This is a genomic window from Kitasatospora sp. NPDC094016 (assembly GCF_040304045.1).
Classification (GTDB): Bacteria; Actinomycetota; Actinomycetes; order Streptomycetales; family Streptomycetaceae; genus Kitasatospora.
This window is the reverse complement of record NZ_JBEOUK010000008.1, coordinates 64,044-80,686: the sequence shown is the minus strand read 5'-3', so window position 1 is coordinate 80,686 and position 16,643 is coordinate 64,044. Positions and strand designations below refer to the sequence as shown.

The window sequence follows — 16,643 nt, the reverse complement described above, 5'->3', positions numbered from 1 at the left end:
CGGGAACGCCGATGGCCCCTCACCAGTGCCAAAAGCGCAGGTGAGGGGCCATATGGCTGTTGGGGCTACTTCTTGCCCTGGTTCTTGACCGCCTCGATGGCCGCGGCGGCGGCGTCGGCGTCGAGGTAGCGGCCGCCCTTGGTGACGGGCTTGAAGTCGGCGTCGAGCTCGTACACGAGCGGGATGCCGGTCGGGATGTTCAGGCCCGCGATGTCCTCGTCGGAGATGCCGTCGAGGTGCTTGACCAGCGCGCGCAGGCTGTTGCCGTGGGCGGTGACCAGGACGGTCTTGCCGGCGGCGAGGTCCGGGACGATGGCGTCGTACCAGTACGGGAGCATCCGGTCGACGACGTCCTTCAGGCACTCGGTGCGCGGACGCAGCTCGCTCGGGATGTCCGCGTAGCGGGCGTCACCGGCCTGCGAGTACTCGGCGTCATCGGCCAGCACCGGCGGCGGGGTGTCGTACGAGCGGCGCCACAGCTGGAACTGCTCCTCGCCGAACTCGGCCAGGGTCTGGGCCTTGTCCTTGCCCTGCAGCGCACCGTAGTGTCGCTCGTTCAGGCGCCAGCTGCGGCTGACCGGGATCCAGTGGCGGTCGGCCTTGTCCAGGGCGATCTGCGAGGTGCGGATCGCGCGGCGGAGCAGCGAGGTGTGCAGCACGTCCGGGAACAGGCCCTCGGCGGCCAGGAGCTCGCCACCGCGCGCGGCCTCCTTCTCGCCCTTCTCGTTGAGGTCGACGTCGACCCAACCGGTGAACAGGTTCTTCTGGTTCCACTGGCTCTCGCCGTGGCGGAGCAGGATGAGTCGGTACGTCGTGTCAGCCATGGCCCCCAGCTTAGTGGAGGCAGGGAAAGCGCTGGTCCGGACCTACGGCAGATGTGTAATGTGTGCACCGCCTATCTGACACTTACATACGTCGGCTGACCGGACCTGCCCGTGCCGCTCGGCGGACGCCTGCCCCGGGAGCCCCCCACATGCCCGTCGCCCTGATCACCAACCCCCGGATACGAAGGCTGATACAGGAGACGGTGGGCGGGCTACCACGGCAGTTCTGGTGGCTCTGGGTGAGCACGCTGGTGAACAAGCTGGGCGCTTTCGTGCTCACCTTCCTCGCGCTCTACCTGACCACCAACCGGGGCTACTCGGCCTCCTACGCGGGCCTGGTGGCCTCCCTCTACGGCCTCGGTTCGGCGGTCGCCGCGATCGGCGCCGGCGTGCTGACCGACCGGATCGGCCGGCGCCCGACCCTGGTCGCCGCGCAGCTCGGCACCGCACTGTTCACCGCCGTGCTCGGCTTCACGGACGGCCAGGTGGCGATCGCCACGGTGGCCTTCCTGGTCGGCCTCTGCAACAACGCCACCCGGCCCGCGACCTCGGCGATCATCGCCGACATCGTCCCGGCCGAGGACCGGGTCCGCGCGTACTCGCTCAACTACTGGGCGATCAACATCGGCTTCGGCCTCTCCGCCGCCGTGGCCGGCCTGATCGCCACCCACGGCTACCTCACGCTCTTCCTGCTCGACGCGCTCTCCACCCTGGTGTGCGCGGTGGTGATCTTCATCCGGATCCCCGAGACCAAGCCGCAGGACTCGCCCCGGCACGGGAAGGGGACGGACGAGCCGGCGGTCGGCCTCGGCGCGGTGTTCCGGGACGGGCGGTTCATGGCCGTCGTCGGGCTCAACCTGCTGCTCGCCCTGATCCTCCAGCAGGGCAGCACCACCCTGGCCGTCGACATGGGCGCCGCGGGCATCAGCTCCACCGAGTACGGGCTGGTCATCGGCCTGAACGGGCTGCTGATCGTGGTGCTCCAGATCCCGCTCACCCGGTGGATGGAGGCCCGCTCCCGGACCGCCATGCTGATAGCCAGCTGCCTGATCACGGGCTGGGGCTTCGGGCTGGCGGCGCTGGCCGGGTCGTCCGCGTGGCTGTTCGCCCTCTCGGTGGCGGTCTGGACGGTCGGCGAGGTCCTGAACGCGCCGACCATCATGGGCCTGGTCGCCGAACTGGCGCCGACCCACGCACGCGGCCGCTACCAGGGCGTCTACTCGCTCTCCTGGTCGCTCGCCTCGTTCCTCGGCCCGGCGATCGGCGGTCTGCTGCTGCAGCACGCCGGCTCCGCGGTGCTCTGGATCGTGTGCGGGGTCTGCGGCACGGTCGCGGCAGCCGGGCACGTGGTGCTCGGACGGCGCACGGACGCGACGGCGGGCCTCGCCGGGGCGGTGCCGGAGGCCGCGGTGACGGAGGTGCCGGTGGTGCCGGTGGCCGAGGAGCCGGTAGCGGAGGTGACGGCGACCGAGGTGCCGGAGCCCGCCGCGGAGAAGAAGGCTCCGGCGGGCATCTGAGCGCGCCGCCCCGCGGCCGGGTCAGTCGGCCGCCGGGGCGGCCAGGTGGGCGAAGGCGGCCAGGTTGCGGGTGGACTCCCCGCGCTTGGTCCGCCACTCCCACTCGCGCCGGATCGCCGAGGCGAAGCCCAGCTCCAGCAGGGTGTTGAACGGCTCGTCGGCGTTCTCCAGCACCGTCCCGAGCAGCCGGTCCACCGCGTCCGGGGTGAGCGCCTCCAGGGGCTGGCGGCCGGCCAGGTAGACGTCGCCGAGCGGGTCGATCGCGTACGCGACGCCGTACAGCCGGGTGTTGCGCTCCAGCAGCCAGCGGTAGACGGCCTCGTGGTTCTCGTCCGGTCGGCGGATCACGAAGGCGTTCACCGACAGGGTGTGGTCGCCGACCCGCAGCGCGCAGGCGGTGCTCAGCTTGCGGGTGCCCGGGAGCGTCACCACCAGCGTGTACGGGTCGGTGGCGGCGGGCTCCCAGGCCGCTCCGGCGTCGTCCAGGGCGGTGCGCAGGAGGGTCAGGGCCTCGTCCTTGGTGCGGATTGCCATGGGGGTGACGTTACTCGGCGGTACCGGGGGCGCGCACCAGCGGTGCGTGCCCCCGGCCGCCGTAGTCGGACCGCAGTCGGACGGCGGCCGACTCGTGGTCAGGTCGTAGTCCGGCCGTGGTCAGGCCAGCCGCCGCCGGGCGGCGGCCAGGCGACCGGCCGGGCGGGCCAGGCTGCCTGCGTACACCTCGGCGGTGCCGGCCGCGGCGGTGTCCCAGCCGAAGCCGGCCGCGTGCCGGGCCGCCGCCGCGCCGCGCCGGGCGACCAGGCCCCGGTCGGTGACGTACGGCTCCAGCGCGTGCGCCCAGGCCGCCGGGTCGTGGCCGTGCACCAGCGTGCCCGTCTCGCCGTCCCGCACCGCGACCGGCAGGCCGCCGACCGAGGCCGCCACGACCGGGGTGCCGCAGGCCTGCGCCTCCAGCGCGACCAGCCCGAAGGACTCGCTGTACGAGGGCATCACCAGCGCCGTCGCCGCGTGGTACCACTGCGCGAGCTCGGCCTGGCCGACCGGCGGGTGGAACCGCACGACATCGCTGATACCCAGCTGGGCGGCGAGCTTGTGCAGGCTCTCCGGCCGGGCCAGTCCGGTGCCGGACGGACCGCCGACCACCGGCACCAGCAGGTGCTCGCGCAGCCCCGGGCGGCGCGCCAGCAGCTCGGCGACCGCCCGCAGCAGCACGTCCGGGGCCTTCAGCGGCTGGATCCGGCCCGCGAAGAGCAGCACCGCGGCGTCCTGCGGCAGGCCCAGCCGGGCCCGGGCGGCGGCCCGCTCCGACGCCCCGCCGGGGCGGAAGACGTCCAGGTTGACGCCGGGGTGGACGACGGCCAGCTGGTCCGGCCGGGCGGCGTAGTGCAGCGCCAGCTCGGCGGCCTCCTCGGTGGTGTTGGCGATCAGCCGGTCGGCCGCCTCGACCACCTGGGTCTCGCCGATCACCCGGGCCGCGGGCTCGGGCGTGTCGCCCTCGGCCAGCGCGGCGTTCTTGACCTTCGCCATGGTGTGCATGGTGTGCACCAGCGGCACCCCCCAGCGCTGCGCGGCCAGCCAGCCGACCTGCCCGGAGAGCCAGTAGTGCGAGTGCACCAGGTCGTAGTGGCCGGGGCGGTGGCCGGCCTCCGTCCGCAGCACCCCGTGGGTGAAGGCGCACAGCTGGGCGGGCAGGTCCTCCTTCAGCAGGCCCTCGTACGGGCCGGCGGTGACGTGCCGGACCAGCACGCCGGGGGCCAGCTCGACCGTGGGGGCGTCGTCCGAGCAGATCGCCCGGGTGAACACCTCGACCTCGATGTTGAGCGCGGCCAGGCGCTTGGCCAGCTCGACGATGTAGACGTTCATCCCGCCGGCGTCCCCCGTGCCGGGCTGGTGCAGCGGCGAGGTGTGGACGCTCAGCATCGCTATCCGGCGCGGGCGGCGGCGGCCCGGGACGAGCGACTGGAGCCGGCCCCGCGCGGGCGCGGCGGGCTGGGCACGGCGTACCGAACGGACGGGGTGCTGGATCACCTGGCTGAAGCCTCCTCTGTGCGGCCCGTCTCGGCGGCCCGCGCACGGGCCGCCCGCTGTCCGGTGTGCGCTGCCCCGTCCCGGGCACACATCACCACCAGACAGCCAACCACCCGGCCCGCGTCCGGCATTCCCGGTCCGGCGGACGAGATGCCGGACGGGGTGACGTCCCAGGTCACAGCGGTGCCGACGCGGACCCGACTACCCTTCCAGGCATGGCTGCCTCCTTCGACTCCGCGACCGCACCCGCCCGTGGGCGGACCGGACGGCCGGTGGGGACGGTCACCCGGGGCACCACCAACACCAATCGGCTGCGGCGGATGGACCGCTGGATCGCCCACACCCTCGGCCGCACGCTGCGCGCCGGTGGACGCCCGCCGGTGGCGGTCGACCTCGGCTACGGCGCCGCGCCGTGGACGGCCGTCGAACTGGCCGGGCGGCTGCGCACGGTGCGCCCGGACGTCCGGGTGGTCGGGATCGAGATCGAGCCGGAGCGGGTCGCGGCCGCGCTGCCGTACGCCGAACCGCCGCTGCTCACCTTCCGGCGCGGCGGCTTCGAGGTCCCGCTGGACGGCGGCGCGCCGGCCCAGCTGATCCGGGCCGCCAACGTGCTGCGGCAGTACGACGAGTCGGCGGTGGCCGGGGTCTGGGAGCGGCTCTGCGCCCGGCTGGCCCCGGACGGGCTGCTGGTGGAGGGCACCTGCGACGAGATCGGGCGGCGGCACGTCTGGGTCACGCTCGGCCCGGAGGGGCCCCGGACGGTGACCTTCGCGGCCCGGCTGGGCGGCCTCGGCCAGCCCTCCGACCTGGCGGAACGGCTGCCGAAGGCGCTGATTCACCACAACGTGCCGGGTCGGCCGGTGCACGGCTTCCTGGCCGACTTCGACCGGGCCTGGGCGGCAGCCGCGCCCTACGGGGCGTTCGGGGCGCGGCAGCGCTGGGTGGCGGCCTGCACGGCGCTGGCGGGCGACTGGCCGCTGATGGACGCGCGCGGGCGGTGGCGGCAGGGCGAGGTCACGGTGCCCTGGAGCGCGCTCGCGCCGTAGCGGGTCGCGCGGCCGGGGCCGCCGGCCCGGAACGGACCCGGGGCCCGGTGCGGGTGAGCGACTCACCGCATTCACTCGAACGAGTTATCGAATACCACTGGCGTGTTGACGCCCCATCACGTCACCATGGACGCCGCCGGACGACCCGCCCGTGCGCCGTCGCCGCCCGGCGCCACGGCGTCCACCTGCGGCCCCCGACGTCACCCTCGACCAGGGTGATCCGCGTCACCCTCGCCCGTCCCCTTTCCTTCCCCGCCAACGCGGGGATCCCAGCCGTCGTCCGAGTCAGATCACCGCACCGCCACCGGCGTGGCAAAAACCACAACAGCGCCGGTCGGCCAGAGAAATCCCCGGAGATCACGTTATGGTCGCGAGAAGTTCCCCGGCGCACGGTGCCAGGCGGGCACTGCGGACGGGCGCTGACCGTTACGCACTCGGGGAAAGGGAGGAACCACCGATGCCCGCAACGGGAGACGGGCGGGCACCTGGTGCCACGAGCCTGTCGGGCGCCCAGGCCGGCGCCCCCGTTGACCATGCCCGCAACCGCCCGTCCCCGACCGGCCCGACGCCGGCCGGCCCGGTGACGGCCGCTCCCCCGATACCGCACCCCCGACCCCAGAGCGGACACGCCCCGGCCCCCGCCACGACCCCCGCCGCCGGCAGCACCGCGCCGCTCAAACTGCTGGTGATCGAGGACGACGCCTCCGACGCCCAGCTGATCAAGGCGGCGGTCGCCGACAGCGGCACCTCGATCGAGATCCACTGGGCCCGCGGGCTGGAACAGGCCACCGAACTGCTCGCCGTGTCCCCGTCCGGCACCCGGCGCGGGCGCTCCCGCGGCAGCGATTTCAGCTGCGTGCTGCTCGACCTCGCCGCCCCCGCCGACCTGCCGCACCCGTCCGACGACTCCGACGGCCTCGAGGGCCTGCACGAACTGCTCCGCCGTGCCCCGCACACCGCGGTCGTGGTGCTCACCGACGCGGCCGGCGCCGAACTGGGCGCGGCCGCCGTCGCCGCGGGCGCCCAGGACTTCCTGATCAAGCACGCGACGGACGGCCCGCTGCTGGGCCGCGCCCTGCGCTACGCCGTCGAGCGCAAGCGCGCCGACGAGTCGCAGCGCCGCCTCGTCGAGGCCGAACTGCGCGGCCAGGAGAACGCCCGCCTCCAACGCCACCTGCTGCCCACCCCGCTGCTCGACGGCGCGGGCCTCTCCTTCACCCGGCGCTACCGCCCGGGCCGCCGCCGCGCCCTGCTCGGCGGCGACTTCTACGACGCCGTCCGCACCGACGACGGCACCGTCCACGTCGTGATCGGCGACGTCTGCGGCCACGGCCCGGACGAGGCCGCGCTCGGCGTCGCCCTCCGGATAGCGTGGCGCACCCTCGTCTTCGCGGGCCTCACCGGCGAGGCCCTGCTGACCACCCTCCAGCACGTGCTGGAACACGAGCGGCGCAGCGACGAGATCTTCGCGACGCTCTGCATGCTCGTCATCGAGCCGGACGGCGCCAGCGGCGGCCTCGACTCGCTCGGCGCCGGCGAGCCCGCCCGGCTGTACCTCGCCGGGCACCCGGCGCCGCTGCTGCTCGGCCGCGACCACCAGCCGGTCACCCTGCCCGCCGACCTCGCCGGTCCGGCGCTCGGCCTGCTGCCGTGCCACGACGGGCAGGCCGCGTGGCCCGCCCACCAGCTCGAACTCCAGCCCGGCTGGCGGTTGTTGCTCTACACCGACGGGCTGATCGAGGGCCGGGTCGGGGCCGGCTCCCGCCGCCTCGGCCAGGACGGGCTGGCCGACCTCATCGGCGACCACCAGTCCGCCGGGCTCACCCGGGGCCGGCTCGTCGACAGCGCCATCGCCGAGGTCGAGGAGCTGAACGGCGGCGCGCTGACGGACGACGTCGCGGTGCTGCTGCTGGAACGCAACCCGGTGCAGCTGATCCTCGGCTGAGCCTGCCGGGGCAGGCAACGACGAGGCCCGGGCGGGGAGTTCACCCGCCCGGGCCTCGTCGTTGCCTGATCGTCGCCCGATCGCTCGGCCTACCAGGGGCCGTACGGACCGGTGTTGCTGCGGCCGCCACGGCCGCCACCACCGGTCAGCTCCCGGATCGCCGGGCGCACGTCCACCATGTAGACGATCGACGCGACCAGCCCGGCGAGCGTCCCGATGCCGGTGAAGAAGTTCACCCCGAACAGCAGGTCCCAGCCGAAGGCGATCGCCAGGATCGCCAGCCAGAACGGCTTGGTCTTCTTGTCCGCCGCCCGGTAGGCGTCCTCACGGCGGGTGATCGCGTCGCCCAGGGCGAACAGCTTGAAGCCCAGGATGGCGACGGACAGCCACCAGATCGGGTTCAGGTAGGCCAAGTCCAGAATCTGGGCCACTCCGCCCATCACGCTCTCCTCTGTCTCTCGCCTCCGGCGCTCCGGCCACCGCCCATCCTGGCACGGTCGACCGTCCGCTCTCCTGTCAACGTCCTGCGGTCACCGGATGTGCCCCGTCCGGCGGCCCTTCCCTCACTCCGTGCGGTCGGCGGCCTTCCGGGTGCGGGCGGCCTTCTTCGGAGCGGGCCGGGTGTCGGCGGCCGGGGTACCGGTGGCCGGGGTGTCGGCGGCCGGGGTACCGGTGGCCGGGGTGTCGGTGTCGTCCTCGACCAGCTCGGCCTCGACCGGTTCGGACGCCCAGGCGGGCTCCGATTCCCCGGCCGGCCGCCCCGGCTCGGCGGGCGCGCCCGGGCGGGCCCGGTCCACCACGACCTTGCCGCGCTCGGCCAGCTCGTCGTACGTCTCCTTGGCCTTCACCGCCAGCTCGACCGCGCGGCCGACCTGCTGGAGGGCGAAGCCCTGCGCCCGCTCCTGCAAGGTCCGCAGGTCGACGGGGAGCGTCGTGACGGTCTCGGTGACCTTGGCCTGCGCCTCGGCCAGCTTCGTCTGCGCCTCCTGGAACCGGGCGGTGGCCTTCTCCTGCGCGCCCTTGCGGTCCGCGGTGAGCGCCTCCACCCGGCCCGGCACCTCGCGCAGCTTCTCGTACGCGAGATCCCCGGCGCCGGCGATGGCGTACAGCGGGGTCGGGTCGCTGAGGGTCTTCTTGATCTCGTCGGTGATCGGCATGCTTACCGGTCCTCCCGGTGGGTGTTCTGGGTGGCTGAGCCGTCGGTCGTCGGGCCGGAGGCTGGTGGAACGCCGGTGCCAGCCGCGGGCGACCGCTCGGCCACCGCGCCCCGCTGGACGGCGTTCTCCTTCAGGAAGGCGTCGTAGACCGCGAGCAACGCCTGCTTCTGCTGCTCGTTGATCAGCGGATCGGCCAGGATCGAGGCCCGCAGCTCCAGGCCCTCACCTCGCCGCTCCTCCAGGATCCCGGCCTGGACGTACAGCGTCTCCGCCGAGATCCGCAGCGCCTTCGCGATCTGCTGCAGGATCTCCGCGCTCGGCTTGCGCAACCCGCGCTCGATCTGGCTGAGGTACGGGTTCGACACGCCTGCGGCCTCCGCCAGCTGGCGCAGTGAGTACTGCGCGTTCCGGCGCTGCTCGCGGATGTACTCGCCCAGCGAGCCGACGTTCAGTGAGGCCATACCAGCAGACTGCAACATCCTGCTTGCAGATGCAAGCAGGATGCTAACAACAGCAAACGGCGGGCGGGCTCAGCCGAGGTCGGGGACGCGGACCGGCATCAGGAGCGAGAAAGTGCCCTCCCGGCCCGGCGTGCGGATCGCCAAGGGGGCGATCGGGCCGCCGAGTTCGAGCACCAGCTGCTCGGGGCGGCCGGCCCGCAGGGCGTCCAGCAGGAAGTCGCGGTTGACCGCCACCCTCAGGTCTCCGGACGCGGATTCGGGGCCGGGCTCGGCACCGGCCACCGCCAGGCGGCCGTCCGCCGTGAGGGTGAGGACGGTGACCGCGCAGTCCGCGCCGTTCGGGCCGGAGGGCAGGGTGCGGGTGGCGCCGGTCTCGACGGCGCCGCGCAGTTCGGCGGCGGACAGGTCGATCCGGTGCTCCGGTTCGAGCCGGGTCAGCACGCGGTGGTCGGGGTAGTCGAAGTCCAGGGCCGCGCCCTCGATCCGGTGGCCGCCGGTCTCGGCCCGGACCAGGCCGCCGCCGAGGGTCACCGCGACCTCGGCCGCGCCCGCGACCGCGCCGAGCAGCGCGCGCAGGGCGTCGACCAGGGCGGTGGGGACGATCGTGCCGCCGTCCGACCGGTCGGGTGCCGTGGTGGCGGGCACCTCGGCGAGCGCCATCCGGTAGCGGTCGGTGGCGACCAGGCGCAGCACCGGGCCGTCCGGTTCGAACAGCACTCCGGCGAGCGCCGGCGTTTCGGGGTCGCCGCCGACGGCGAAGCGGACCGCGTCCAGTGCGGCGGCCAGCTCCCCGGCGGGGACGGTGAAGCGGACTTCGGCGGGGGTGGTGGTCATCGGTTGCTCCCTCTGGTCGATCGTCACGCGGATCAGGGAGAGCTCGCGGCGGGCGTCGGCGAGGCCGTCCTCCAGCCGGCGCAGGTGCGCGTCGAGCACCCGCGCGGCCGCGCCGGAGCCGGGCGCCGCGCCGAGCACGGCGCGGATGCCGGCCAGCGGCAGACCGACCCGGCGCAGCCGGGCCAGCAGGCGGGCGTCGGTGAGTTGCCCGGGCCGGTACCAGCGGTAGCCCGTCTGCGGGTCGACCCACGCGGGGGTGAGCACCTCGGCGCCGTCGTAGTAGCGCAGGGTGCCGACGCCCAGGCCGCTGGCGCGGGCCAGCTCGCCGATGCTGTGCAGCTCGCTCTCCATGCCGGTGACTCTGCGGGCTCGACCAGGTCGAGGGTCAAGCCCGGCCGGCGAGGTGAGCGAGCTTCGACGGGTTGCGGACGATGCGCAGCTCGGCGATCCGGGGCCGGCCGTCGGCCCCCTCGACGAAGTCGAACACCGAGACGGCGTCGATCGCGCCGTCCTGGGTGACCAGCAGCCCCGGCTGGCCGTTGACCAGGACCGGCCGGAGCTCGGCGCCCTCGCCCAACTGGCCGAGCACCCCGAGCAGGAAGCGGGCGACGTTGTCGGCGCCGGTGACCGGGCGCAGCGCGGCGCGGACCACGCCGCCGCCGTCGGTCCAGGAGGTGACGTCGGGGGCGAGCAGGTCCAGCATCCGGTTGAGGTCGCCGCCGACGCAGGCCGCGAGGAACTCGTCGGTGGCGCGGCGGCGCAGCTCCGGCGGGGCGTCGTAGCGCGGCCGGCGGGCCCGGACGTGCGCCTTGGCCCGGCTGCCGACCTGTCGGCAGGCGGCCTCGGTGCGCTCCAGCGCCTCGGCGATCTCCCGGTAGGAGAAGCCGAAGGCCTCGTTGAGGACGAAGACGGCCCGCTCCAGCGGGGACAGGCTCTCCAGCACCACCAGCAGGGCGAACGAGACCGTCTCGGCGCGCTCGACGTCGGCGGTCGCGTCCGGCTCGGCGACCAGCGGCTCGGGCAGCCAGGGGCCGACGTAGGCCTCGCGGCGGACGGCGGCCGAGTCGAGCCGGTTGAGCGCGAGGTTGGTGACCGTCCGGGCCAGGTAGCCGCCCGGGTTGGCGACCGGGCCGGTGACCCCGCTCCAGCGCAGCCAGGTGTCCTGGACGAGGTCCTCGGCGTCGGCGACGCTGCCGAGCATCCGGTAGGCGATACCGAAGATCATCCGGCGGTGCCGCTCGAAGTCGTCGAGGGCGGGGTCGGTGAGGGTGTCGGTCACCGCTCCGACGCTACCGCACGGGCGGCGGCGGGCCGAGGCCTCGTCAGCCGCGGAACGCCTCGTACGCGGGGGCGAGCAGGGTGGCGAGGTCGCGGCCGCGCACGGTGACGCCGGAGCGGCCGAGACGGCGCAGCGAGGGCTCGTCGGGCTCCTCCTCGGGCCCGGGCAGGGCCGGGCGCAGGGTGAAGCCGCCGCCCCAGTAGGCGGCGACGTTCACGGCGCGGGCGTTCCCGGCGCGGGTGTTCCCGGCAGGGGTGTTCCCGGCAGGGGTGTTCCCGGGTTCGGCGTCCACGGCGGGGGCGTTCCCGGGTGGGACGGGGACGGAGTGGTCGGGTGTCATGCGTCCTCCTCGGCGACGGCGTCCTCACGGGTGAGCGCGACCAGTTCACGCAGCGCCTCGACCGGCAGATCGGTGAGCCAGCGCTCCCCCTCCCCCACCACCGCCGCGGCCAACGAGCGCTTGGCGGCGAGGAGTTCGTCGATCCGCTCCTCGACGGTGCCGACGCAGACCAGCCGGCGGACCTGGACGTCCCGGCGCTGGCCGATCCGGAACGCGCGGTCCGTGGCCTGCTCCTCGACCGCCGGGTTCCACCAGCGGTCCAGGTGGATCACCTGATTGGCGGCGGTCAGGTTGAGACCGGTGCCGCCGGCCCGCAGCGAGAGCAGGAACACCCGCGGCCCGTCCGGGGACTGGAAGCGCTCGACCATCTCCTCGCGGCGGGCCCGGGGGACGCCGCCGTGCAGGTAGAGCACCTCCTCGCCGAGCCGGCGGGCCAGGTACGGGCGCAGCATCGTGCCGAACTCGGCGTACTGGGTGAAGACCAGCGTCCGGTCGCCCTCGGCCAGTGCCTCCTCCAGCAGCTCCGCCAGCCGGGCCACCTTGCCCGATCGCTCACCCAACGCCGAGCCGTCGTGCAGGAGTTGGGCCGGGTGGTTGCACACCTGCTTGAGCTTGCCGATCGCGGCCAGCACGGTACCGCGCCGCTCCACGCCCCGGATCCCCTCGACCCGCTGCAGCAGGTCGGCCACCACGGCCTGGTAGAGGCCCGCCTGCTCGGCGGTGAGGCTGCACCAGACGGTCATCTCCTGCTTGGCCGGCAGCTCGGCGGCAACCGCCGGGTCGGACTTGAGCCGGCGCAGCACGAACGGGGCGGTACGGCGCTGGAGTTCGGCGGTGCGCTCGGGGCTGCGGTGCAGTTCGACCGGGATCGCGTAGCGCTCCTTGAAGCGCTCGGCCGGGCCGAGCAGCCCGGGGTTGGCGAAGTCCAGGACGGCGTGCAGTTCGGCGAGCCGGTTCTCCACCGGGGTGCCGGTCAGGGCGATCCGGTGGCGGGTGACGGGCAGCGCGCGGACGGCCCGGGACTGGGCGGTGCCGGCGTTCTTGACGTACTGCGCCTCGTCGGCGACCACCCGGCGCCAGCGGATCGCCCGCAGCGCGGCGAGGTCGCGCTGGACCAGCCCGTAGGTGGTGATGACGAGGTCCACACCCTTGACGGCCTCGGCGAGTCGGTCGGCGCCGAGGCGGCCGGAGCCGTGGTGGACGTGGCGCCGCAGCGCGGGGGCGAAGCGCTCGGCTTCGCGCTGCCAGTTGCCGACCAGGGACATCGGGCAGACCAGCAGAGTGGGGCCGGCCGCCCCCTCGGCCTGCTCGGCGGCCAGCAGGGCGAGCGTCTGGACGGTCTTGCCGAGGCCCATGTCGTCGGCCAGCACGGCCCCGAGGCCGAGCCCGGCCATCGCCCGCAGCCAGGCCAGGCCGCGCTCCTGGTAGGGGCGCAGGGTGGCCCGGAAGTCGGGCGGCAGCGCGGGGGCGGGGGCCGGGGCGGCGCGCCCGGCGAGCAGGTCGCCGAGCGGGCCGTCCGCGCGGACGGCGGTGACGGGCAGCCCGGCGACGGTCGCCTCCGGGTCGAGGGCCAGCCGCAGCAGGTCGGCGGTGGCCAGTACGCCGTCGCGCCGGTCGGCGAGGAAGGCGAGCGCGGCGGCGATCTGCTCCGGGTCGGCCTCCAGCCAGGTGCCGCGGACCCGGACCAACCCCTGTTTGGCGGCGGCGAGTTCGGCCAGTTCCTGCTCGGTGAGCGGCGCCCCCTCCGGGCCGAGCGCGGCCTGCCAGCGGAAGGCGACCACGGCGTCCCGGTCCACCTGGGAGGCGACGGCGAGCGAACCCGGCGCGGGCGGGGTGGTGGCCCGCAGGGCGAGCCCGAGCCGGGGCCGGCGGCGCCACCAGGCGGGCAGCAGCACACCGAAGCCGCCCTCGGCGAGGGCGGGCGCGGCGGTACGCAGGAAGTCCAGCGCGCCGGCCCGGTCGAGCGGCAGGGCGGCCGGGCGGGAGCGGTGCCGCAGACCGTCCAGGGCCGGCCAGCGGTGGGCGGCGCGGGCGAGCTCGGTAACCAGGACGTCGGCCGGGTCCGGCGCCTTGCGGGCCAGCGCGGCGTGGGCGGCGCCGCCTTCGTACAGGTCGGCGGCGCGGACCAGCAGGGAGGGCTCGTCGACGGCCTGGAGCAGGAACTCCAGCTGCCAGGCGTCGTCGGAGGGGCGGCCCTCGGGATCGTCCGGGTCGGGCCCGAGCGGCTCCAGCAGGCGGAAGCAGAGCCGGAGCGCGGGCGCGGTGGGCTCGGCGGCGGCGTACCAGGCGGCGAGTCGGCGGCGCAGTTCGGCGAAGCCCTCGGACCGGACGTCCGTGAGGCCGCCGTCCGGGGTGGTCAGGGCGTGCAGCCAGCGTTCGGCGGCGGCCCCCACCGCGGCGGCCGTCGTGGTGGGGGCCGGCGCGGTGTCGGCCGGCGTGGTGTCGGCCGGCGCGCCACCGGTTCGGGCGTCGCCGGTTCGGGCGCCGCCCGGGCCCAACGGGGGCGTGCCGGCCAGGGCGGCCCGGGCCTCGGCGTCCACCAGCGCGCCCAGCGCGGCGTCCAGCAGGGCCTCGCCGGTGTCGGCGCCGCCGCCCGGCCACTCCCCCAGCAGGACGGGCGGGCAGCCGTCCGCCAGTGCGGCGGCCTCCCGGCGGCCCGCCGGGGTGGGGTCGGGCCGCCAGCGGGCCTGCGGGCGGGCGTCCGCCAGGACGGGCAGCGGCAGCACCCGGCCCCGGCCGACCGTTCGCCAGGCGAGGTCGTGCACGCCGGTCAGCCAGCGCAGCGAGGGGCCCTGGACGACCTCGACGCGCCCGGTGCCGGGCAGATCGGTGCTGGTGACGGCCCAGTGCGGGTCGAAGACCTCGCCGAGCAGTTGGGCGGCCGCCCCGGTGTCGAAGAGCAGCGCGGGGACGCGCCAGGGCGCCAGGACCGCCGCGCCCCGGACCGGGGTGACCGGCAGGTCGGGCGAGGGCGCGGGCAGGGCGCCGGTGGTGGGCAGCAGCAGGGTGGCCCAGCGCTCGGGGGCCTGGCCGGCGAGCCAGCCGAGGCCGGGCCCGATGCCGCCGAGGACGGCGGCGAGTTCGCCGGCCGGGCAGGCGTAGGGGTGGGCGCGCGGGGCCGCCCGGCCGGGGCGGGGCGCGGCGGTGCCCGGATGGGCGCGGGCGTCCTCGGCCCACAGGGCCAGCCGTCCGCCCGCCCGCCAGAGCGCGTGCAGGACGAACATGCGGGAGGCCTTCCGGTCGGCGGAACCGTCCTTCGCAGCCTAACCGGGCGGTCCGACAGTGCCGCTCCGCCAAGTCTTTCGCGAAACGCCGAGGGCTGTGGTTGAAATTTGAACGAAAGCGGCCTACGCTGAAGCCAACAAGTTGAAGCCTAAACAAATGGCTTCGGACCCGAGGAGGAGCCATGGGCCTGTTCAACCGCACCAAGACCGCCACCCCCACCGCCGTCGCCGAGACCCCGACCGGCCCGGACCTCGCCCACCTGACCGGCGACTGGACCATCGACACCACGCACAGCGAGGTCGCCTTCTCGGTACGCCACGCCATGGTGACGAACGTCAAGGGCCGCTTCACCGAGTACGACGGCAAGCTGCACCTGGACGGCAACGCCCCGGGCAACTCCTCCGCCGACCTGGTGATCAAGGTCGCCAGCATCGACACCAACCAGGCCCAGCGCGACGAGCACCTGCGCACCGGCGACTTCTTCGCCGCCGACACCTACCCGGAGATCCGCTTCCGCAGCACCTCGGCCGAGCGGCTGCGCGGCGACACGTACCGGATGAGCGGCGAGCTGACCATCAAGGACACCACCCGCCCGGTGGTCCTGGACCTGGAGTACACCGGCAGCGCCACCGACGCCTACGGCGCCGAGCGGGTCGGCTTCGAGGGCAGCGCCGTCCTCGACCGCACCGAGTTCGGCCTGACCTACAACGCGGCCCTGGAGACCGGCGGCGTGCTGATCAGCGAGAAGGTCAAGCTGAGCTTCGACATCTCCGCCGTCAAGGCGGCCTGACCCGGCCGTCCACGACTGCCACCCGGGCCACCGGACCCGCCACGCGGCCCGGTCCGCCCACCCACCGCCCCTGCCGGCCCCCCGACGGCAGGGGCGGTGTCGCGTCCCCACGGTTTCCGGCGGCCCCACGGTTTCCGGCGGCCCCACGGTTTCCGGCGGCCCCGGCACCCGGCCCTCGCCCGGCCCCGGCACCTGGCCCGGTCACCCGAGCAGCGCCGCGTCCGCCGCCGGAAGCCAGCTGCCCGCCGGCCGCCGCAGCCAGCCCTCGGCCGCACCGAGCCCGGCGGCCGCGGCGCCCAGGGCGGCCAGCCCCGGATGGCGCTCGCCGGGCCGGTGCACCAGGCTGACCAGGCTCAGCGGCACCGGCTCCACCAGCGGCACGTTCACCGCCCCCGGAATCCTCGGCCCGCCGACGGTGGTCAGCATCGGATCGCCGTGCCGGGCCAGGTAGCGGGCCGTCTCGTCCACGCCCACCGGCGGCACGTACGGCGCGGCCGGCGTCAGGCCGTGCTCGCGCAGCAGGCGGACGCCGAGATCGGCCCACTCGGTGGTGGCCGGGTTCCCGGCGCAGACGTCGACGGGGTGCCCGGTCAGCTCGGCGACCCGCAGCACCGGACGGCCGGCCAGCGGGTGGGTGTCCGCCATCATCACCGAGATCCGCTCCAACCGGACCGGCCGCTGGGCGAGTTGGTCGCGCAGCGGGGCGGGCAGTCCGGCGAACCGGCCGAAGGACACGTCCAGCCGGTGGGCCAGCAGTTCGGCGGCGGCCGCGGCGAGGCCGCCGTGGAAGCGGGCCAGCAGTTCGCCCTCCGGCCAGGCGGCGCGGGCGCGTTCGAGCACCCGGTCGGCGGTGAGGTCCGGGCCGGTGACGTCACTGTTGAGGTCCAGCAGCAGCGGCCGGGCCGCGGCGCCCGTCAGGATCTCGTCGTGCAGGGCGAGGAGCCGGCGCGCCCGGGGCAGCAACCGCTGCCCGGCCGGGGTGAGTTCGACGCTGCGGGTGGTACGGGTGAACAGCGCGTCGCCGAGCAGTCCCTCCAGAGTCCGGATGTCCCGGCTGAGCGCCTGCTGGGCGATGTGCAGCCGCCCGGCGGCCCGGCCGAAGTGCAGGCTCTCGGCGGTCGCGACGAAGCCGCGGAGCAGACGGGGGTGCAGGTCGCGGGGCATGGGCGGCAGATTAACAACAGCCTGCTGTGAATG

Annotated in this window: 15 protein-coding genes; 4 read left to right on the top strand and 11 right to left on the bottom strand. The window is 75.0% G+C overall.

Annotated elements, in window-relative coordinates:
* Positions 1 to 65 precede the first annotated feature (65 nt).
* The gene (locus tag ABT015_RS10660; protein ID WP_350878358.1) at positions 66 to 824 is read right to left on the bottom strand and encodes a phosphoglyceromutase; all 759 of its coding nucleotides are present in this window, start codon (positions 822 to 824) and stop codon (positions 66 to 68) included.
* Positions 825 to 973: 149 nt separating this feature from the next.
* Between ABT015_RS10660 and ABT015_RS10655 the strand changes: the two genes are divergently transcribed.
* The gene (locus ABT015_RS10655) at positions 974 to 2,341 is read left to right on the top strand and encodes an MDR family MFS transporter (RefSeq protein WP_350878357.1); all 1,368 of its coding nucleotides are present in this window, start codon (positions 974 to 976) and stop codon (positions 2,339 to 2,341) included.
* A 21-nt stretch (positions 2,342 to 2,362) separates the two neighbouring features.
* Here the strand turns inward: ABT015_RS10655 and ABT015_RS10650 are convergent, their stop codons facing one another.
* Both ABT015_RS10650 and mshA read right to left on the bottom strand, forming a co-directional pair.
* The gene (locus ABT015_RS10650; RefSeq protein WP_350878356.1) at positions 2,363 to 2,875 is read right to left on the bottom strand and encodes a type III secretion system chaperone family protein; all 513 of its coding nucleotides are present in this window, start codon (positions 2,873 to 2,875) and stop codon (positions 2,363 to 2,365) included.
* Positions 2,876 to 2,995: 120 nt separating this feature from the next.
* The gene (gene mshA / locus ABT015_RS10645; protein ID WP_402448756.1) at positions 2,996 to 4,366 is read right to left on the bottom strand and encodes a D-inositol-3-phosphate glycosyltransferase; all 1,371 of its coding nucleotides are present in this window, start codon (positions 4,364 to 4,366) and stop codon (positions 2,996 to 2,998) included.
* A 218-nt stretch (positions 4,367 to 4,584) separates the two neighbouring features.
* On the opposite strand from mshA, the gene ABT015_RS10640 reads away from it, so the two are divergent.
* Both ABT015_RS10640 and ABT015_RS10635 read left to right on the top strand, forming a co-directional pair.
* The gene (locus tag ABT015_RS10640) at positions 4,585 to 5,415 is read left to right on the top strand and encodes a class I SAM-dependent methyltransferase (protein WP_350878353.1); all 831 of its coding nucleotides are present in this window, start codon (positions 4,585 to 4,587) and stop codon (positions 5,413 to 5,415) included.
* 457 nt (positions 5,416 to 5,872) lie between these two features.
* Positions 5,873 to 7,360: a PP2C family protein-serine/threonine phosphatase gene (locus tag ABT015_RS10635; protein ID WP_350878352.1), complete on the top strand. Its 1,488-nt coding sequence runs from the start codon at positions 5,873 to 5,875 to the stop codon at positions 7,358 to 7,360.
* A gap of 89 nt (positions 7,361 to 7,449) precedes the next feature.
* Here ABT015_RS10635 and ABT015_RS10630 read toward each other — a convergent pair whose 3' ends face one another.
* The 7 genes from ABT015_RS10630 to ABT015_RS10600 form a co-directional block, all read right to left on the bottom strand.
* Positions 7,450 to 7,800: a DUF2516 family protein gene (locus ABT015_RS10630; protein ID WP_350878351.1), complete on the bottom strand. Its 351-nt coding sequence runs from the start codon at positions 7,798 to 7,800 to the stop codon at positions 7,450 to 7,452.
* A 123-nt stretch (positions 7,801 to 7,923) separates the two neighbouring features.
* A complete protein-coding gene (locus tag ABT015_RS10625; RefSeq protein ID WP_350878350.1) occupies positions 7,924 to 8,517 on the bottom strand; it encodes a hypothetical protein in 594 nt (197 codons plus the stop codon).
* 2 nt (positions 8,518 to 8,519) lie between these two features.
* Complete coding sequence (locus tag ABT015_RS10620; RefSeq protein ID WP_350878349.1) at positions 8,520 to 8,978, bottom strand: helix-turn-helix domain-containing protein; 459 nt, start codon at positions 8,976 to 8,978, stop codon at positions 8,520 to 8,522.
* Between the two features lie 69 nt (positions 8,979 to 9,047).
* Positions 9,048 to 10,163 (bottom strand): DNA polymerase III subunit beta family protein, encoded by a 1,116-nt coding sequence (locus tag ABT015_RS10615; protein ID WP_350878348.1) that lies wholly within the window; start codon positions 10,161 to 10,163, stop codon positions 9,048 to 9,050.
* A gap of 34 nt (positions 10,164 to 10,197) precedes the next feature.
* Positions 10,198 to 11,037 carry an RNA polymerase sigma-70 factor gene (locus tag ABT015_RS10610; RefSeq protein ID WP_402448758.1) on the bottom strand — a complete coding sequence of 280 codons (840 nt, stop codon included), beginning with the start codon at positions 11,035 to 11,037 and terminating at the stop codon, positions 10,198 to 10,200.
* 97 nt (positions 11,038 to 11,134) lie between these two features.
* Complete coding sequence (locus ABT015_RS10605; protein WP_350878346.1) at positions 11,135 to 11,431, bottom strand: hypothetical protein; 297 nt, start codon at positions 11,429 to 11,431, stop codon at positions 11,135 to 11,137.
* Positions 11,428 to 14,655 (bottom strand): SNF2-related protein, encoded by a 3,228-nt coding sequence (locus ABT015_RS10600; protein ID WP_350878345.1) that lies wholly within the window; start codon positions 14,653 to 14,655, stop codon positions 11,428 to 11,430. The genes ABT015_RS10605 and ABT015_RS10600 overlap by 4 nt, the downstream gene beginning before the upstream one ends.
* A 182-nt stretch (positions 14,656 to 14,837) precedes the next feature.
* On the opposite strand from ABT015_RS10600, the gene ABT015_RS10595 reads away from it, so the two are divergent.
* The gene (locus tag ABT015_RS10595; protein ID WP_350878344.1) at positions 14,838 to 15,446 is read left to right on the top strand and encodes a YceI family protein; all 609 of its coding nucleotides are present in this window, start codon (positions 14,838 to 14,840) and stop codon (positions 15,444 to 15,446) included.
* Positions 15,447 to 15,647: 201 nt separating this feature from the next.
* On the opposite strand, the gene ABT015_RS10590 is transcribed toward ABT015_RS10595, so the two are convergent.
* Positions 15,648 to 16,610: a LysR family transcriptional regulator gene (locus ABT015_RS10590; RefSeq protein ID WP_350878343.1), complete on the bottom strand. Its 963-nt coding sequence runs from the start codon at positions 16,608 to 16,610 to the stop codon at positions 15,648 to 15,650.
* Positions 16,611 to 16,643 lie beyond the last annotated feature (33 nt).

Excerpts from the sequence above, each read along its gene's own strand:
- ABT015_RS10660 (WP_350878358.1), bottom strand. The coding sequence starts at position 824 with ATGGCTGACACGACGTACCGACTCATCCTGCTCCGCCACGGCGAGAGC.
- ABT015_RS10655 (WP_350878357.1), top strand. The coding sequence starts at position 974 with ATGCCCGTCGCCCTGATCACCAACCCCCGGATACGAAGGCTGATACAG.
- ABT015_RS10650 (WP_350878356.1), bottom strand. The coding sequence starts at position 2,875 with ATGGCAATCCGCACCAAGGACGAGGCCCTGACCCTCCTGCGCACCGCC.
- ABT015_RS10640 (WP_350878353.1), top strand. The coding sequence starts at position 4,585 with ATGGCTGCCTCCTTCGACTCCGCGACCGCACCCGCCCGTGGGCGGACC.
- ABT015_RS10635 (WP_350878352.1), top strand. The coding sequence starts at position 5,873 with ATGCCCGCAACGGGAGACGGGCGGGCACCTGGTGCCACGAGCCTGTCG.
- ABT015_RS10630 (WP_350878351.1), bottom strand. The coding sequence starts at position 7,800 with ATGGGCGGAGTGGCCCAGATTCTGGACTTGGCCTACCTGAACCCGATC.
- ABT015_RS10625 (WP_350878350.1), bottom strand. The coding sequence starts at position 8,517 with ATGCCGATCACCGACGAGATCAAGAAGACCCTCAGCGACCCGACCCCG.
- ABT015_RS10620 (WP_350878349.1), bottom strand. The coding sequence starts at position 8,978 with ATGGCCTCACTGAACGTCGGCTCGCTGGGCGAGTACATCCGCGAGCAG.
- ABT015_RS10615 (WP_350878348.1), bottom strand. The coding sequence starts at position 10,163 with ATGGAGAGCGAGCTGCACAGCATCGGCGAGCTGGCCCGCGCCAGCGGC.
- ABT015_RS10610 (WP_402448758.1), bottom strand. The coding sequence starts at position 11,037 with ATGATCTTCGGTATCGCCTACCGGATGCTCGGCAGCGTCGCCGACGCC.
- ABT015_RS10605 (WP_350878346.1), bottom strand. The coding sequence starts at position 11,431 with ATGACACCCGACCACTCCGTCCCCGTCCCACCCGGGAACGCCCCCGCC.
- ABT015_RS10600 (WP_350878345.1), bottom strand. The coding sequence starts at position 14,655 with ATGTTCGTCCTGCACGCGCTCTGGCGGGCGGGCGGACGGCTGGCCCTG.
- ABT015_RS10595 (WP_350878344.1), top strand. The coding sequence starts at position 14,838 with ATGGGCCTGTTCAACCGCACCAAGACCGCCACCCCCACCGCCGTCGCC.
- ABT015_RS10590 (WP_350878343.1), bottom strand. The coding sequence starts at position 16,610 with ATGCCCCGCGACCTGCACCCCCGTCTGCTCCGCGGCTTCGTCGCGACC.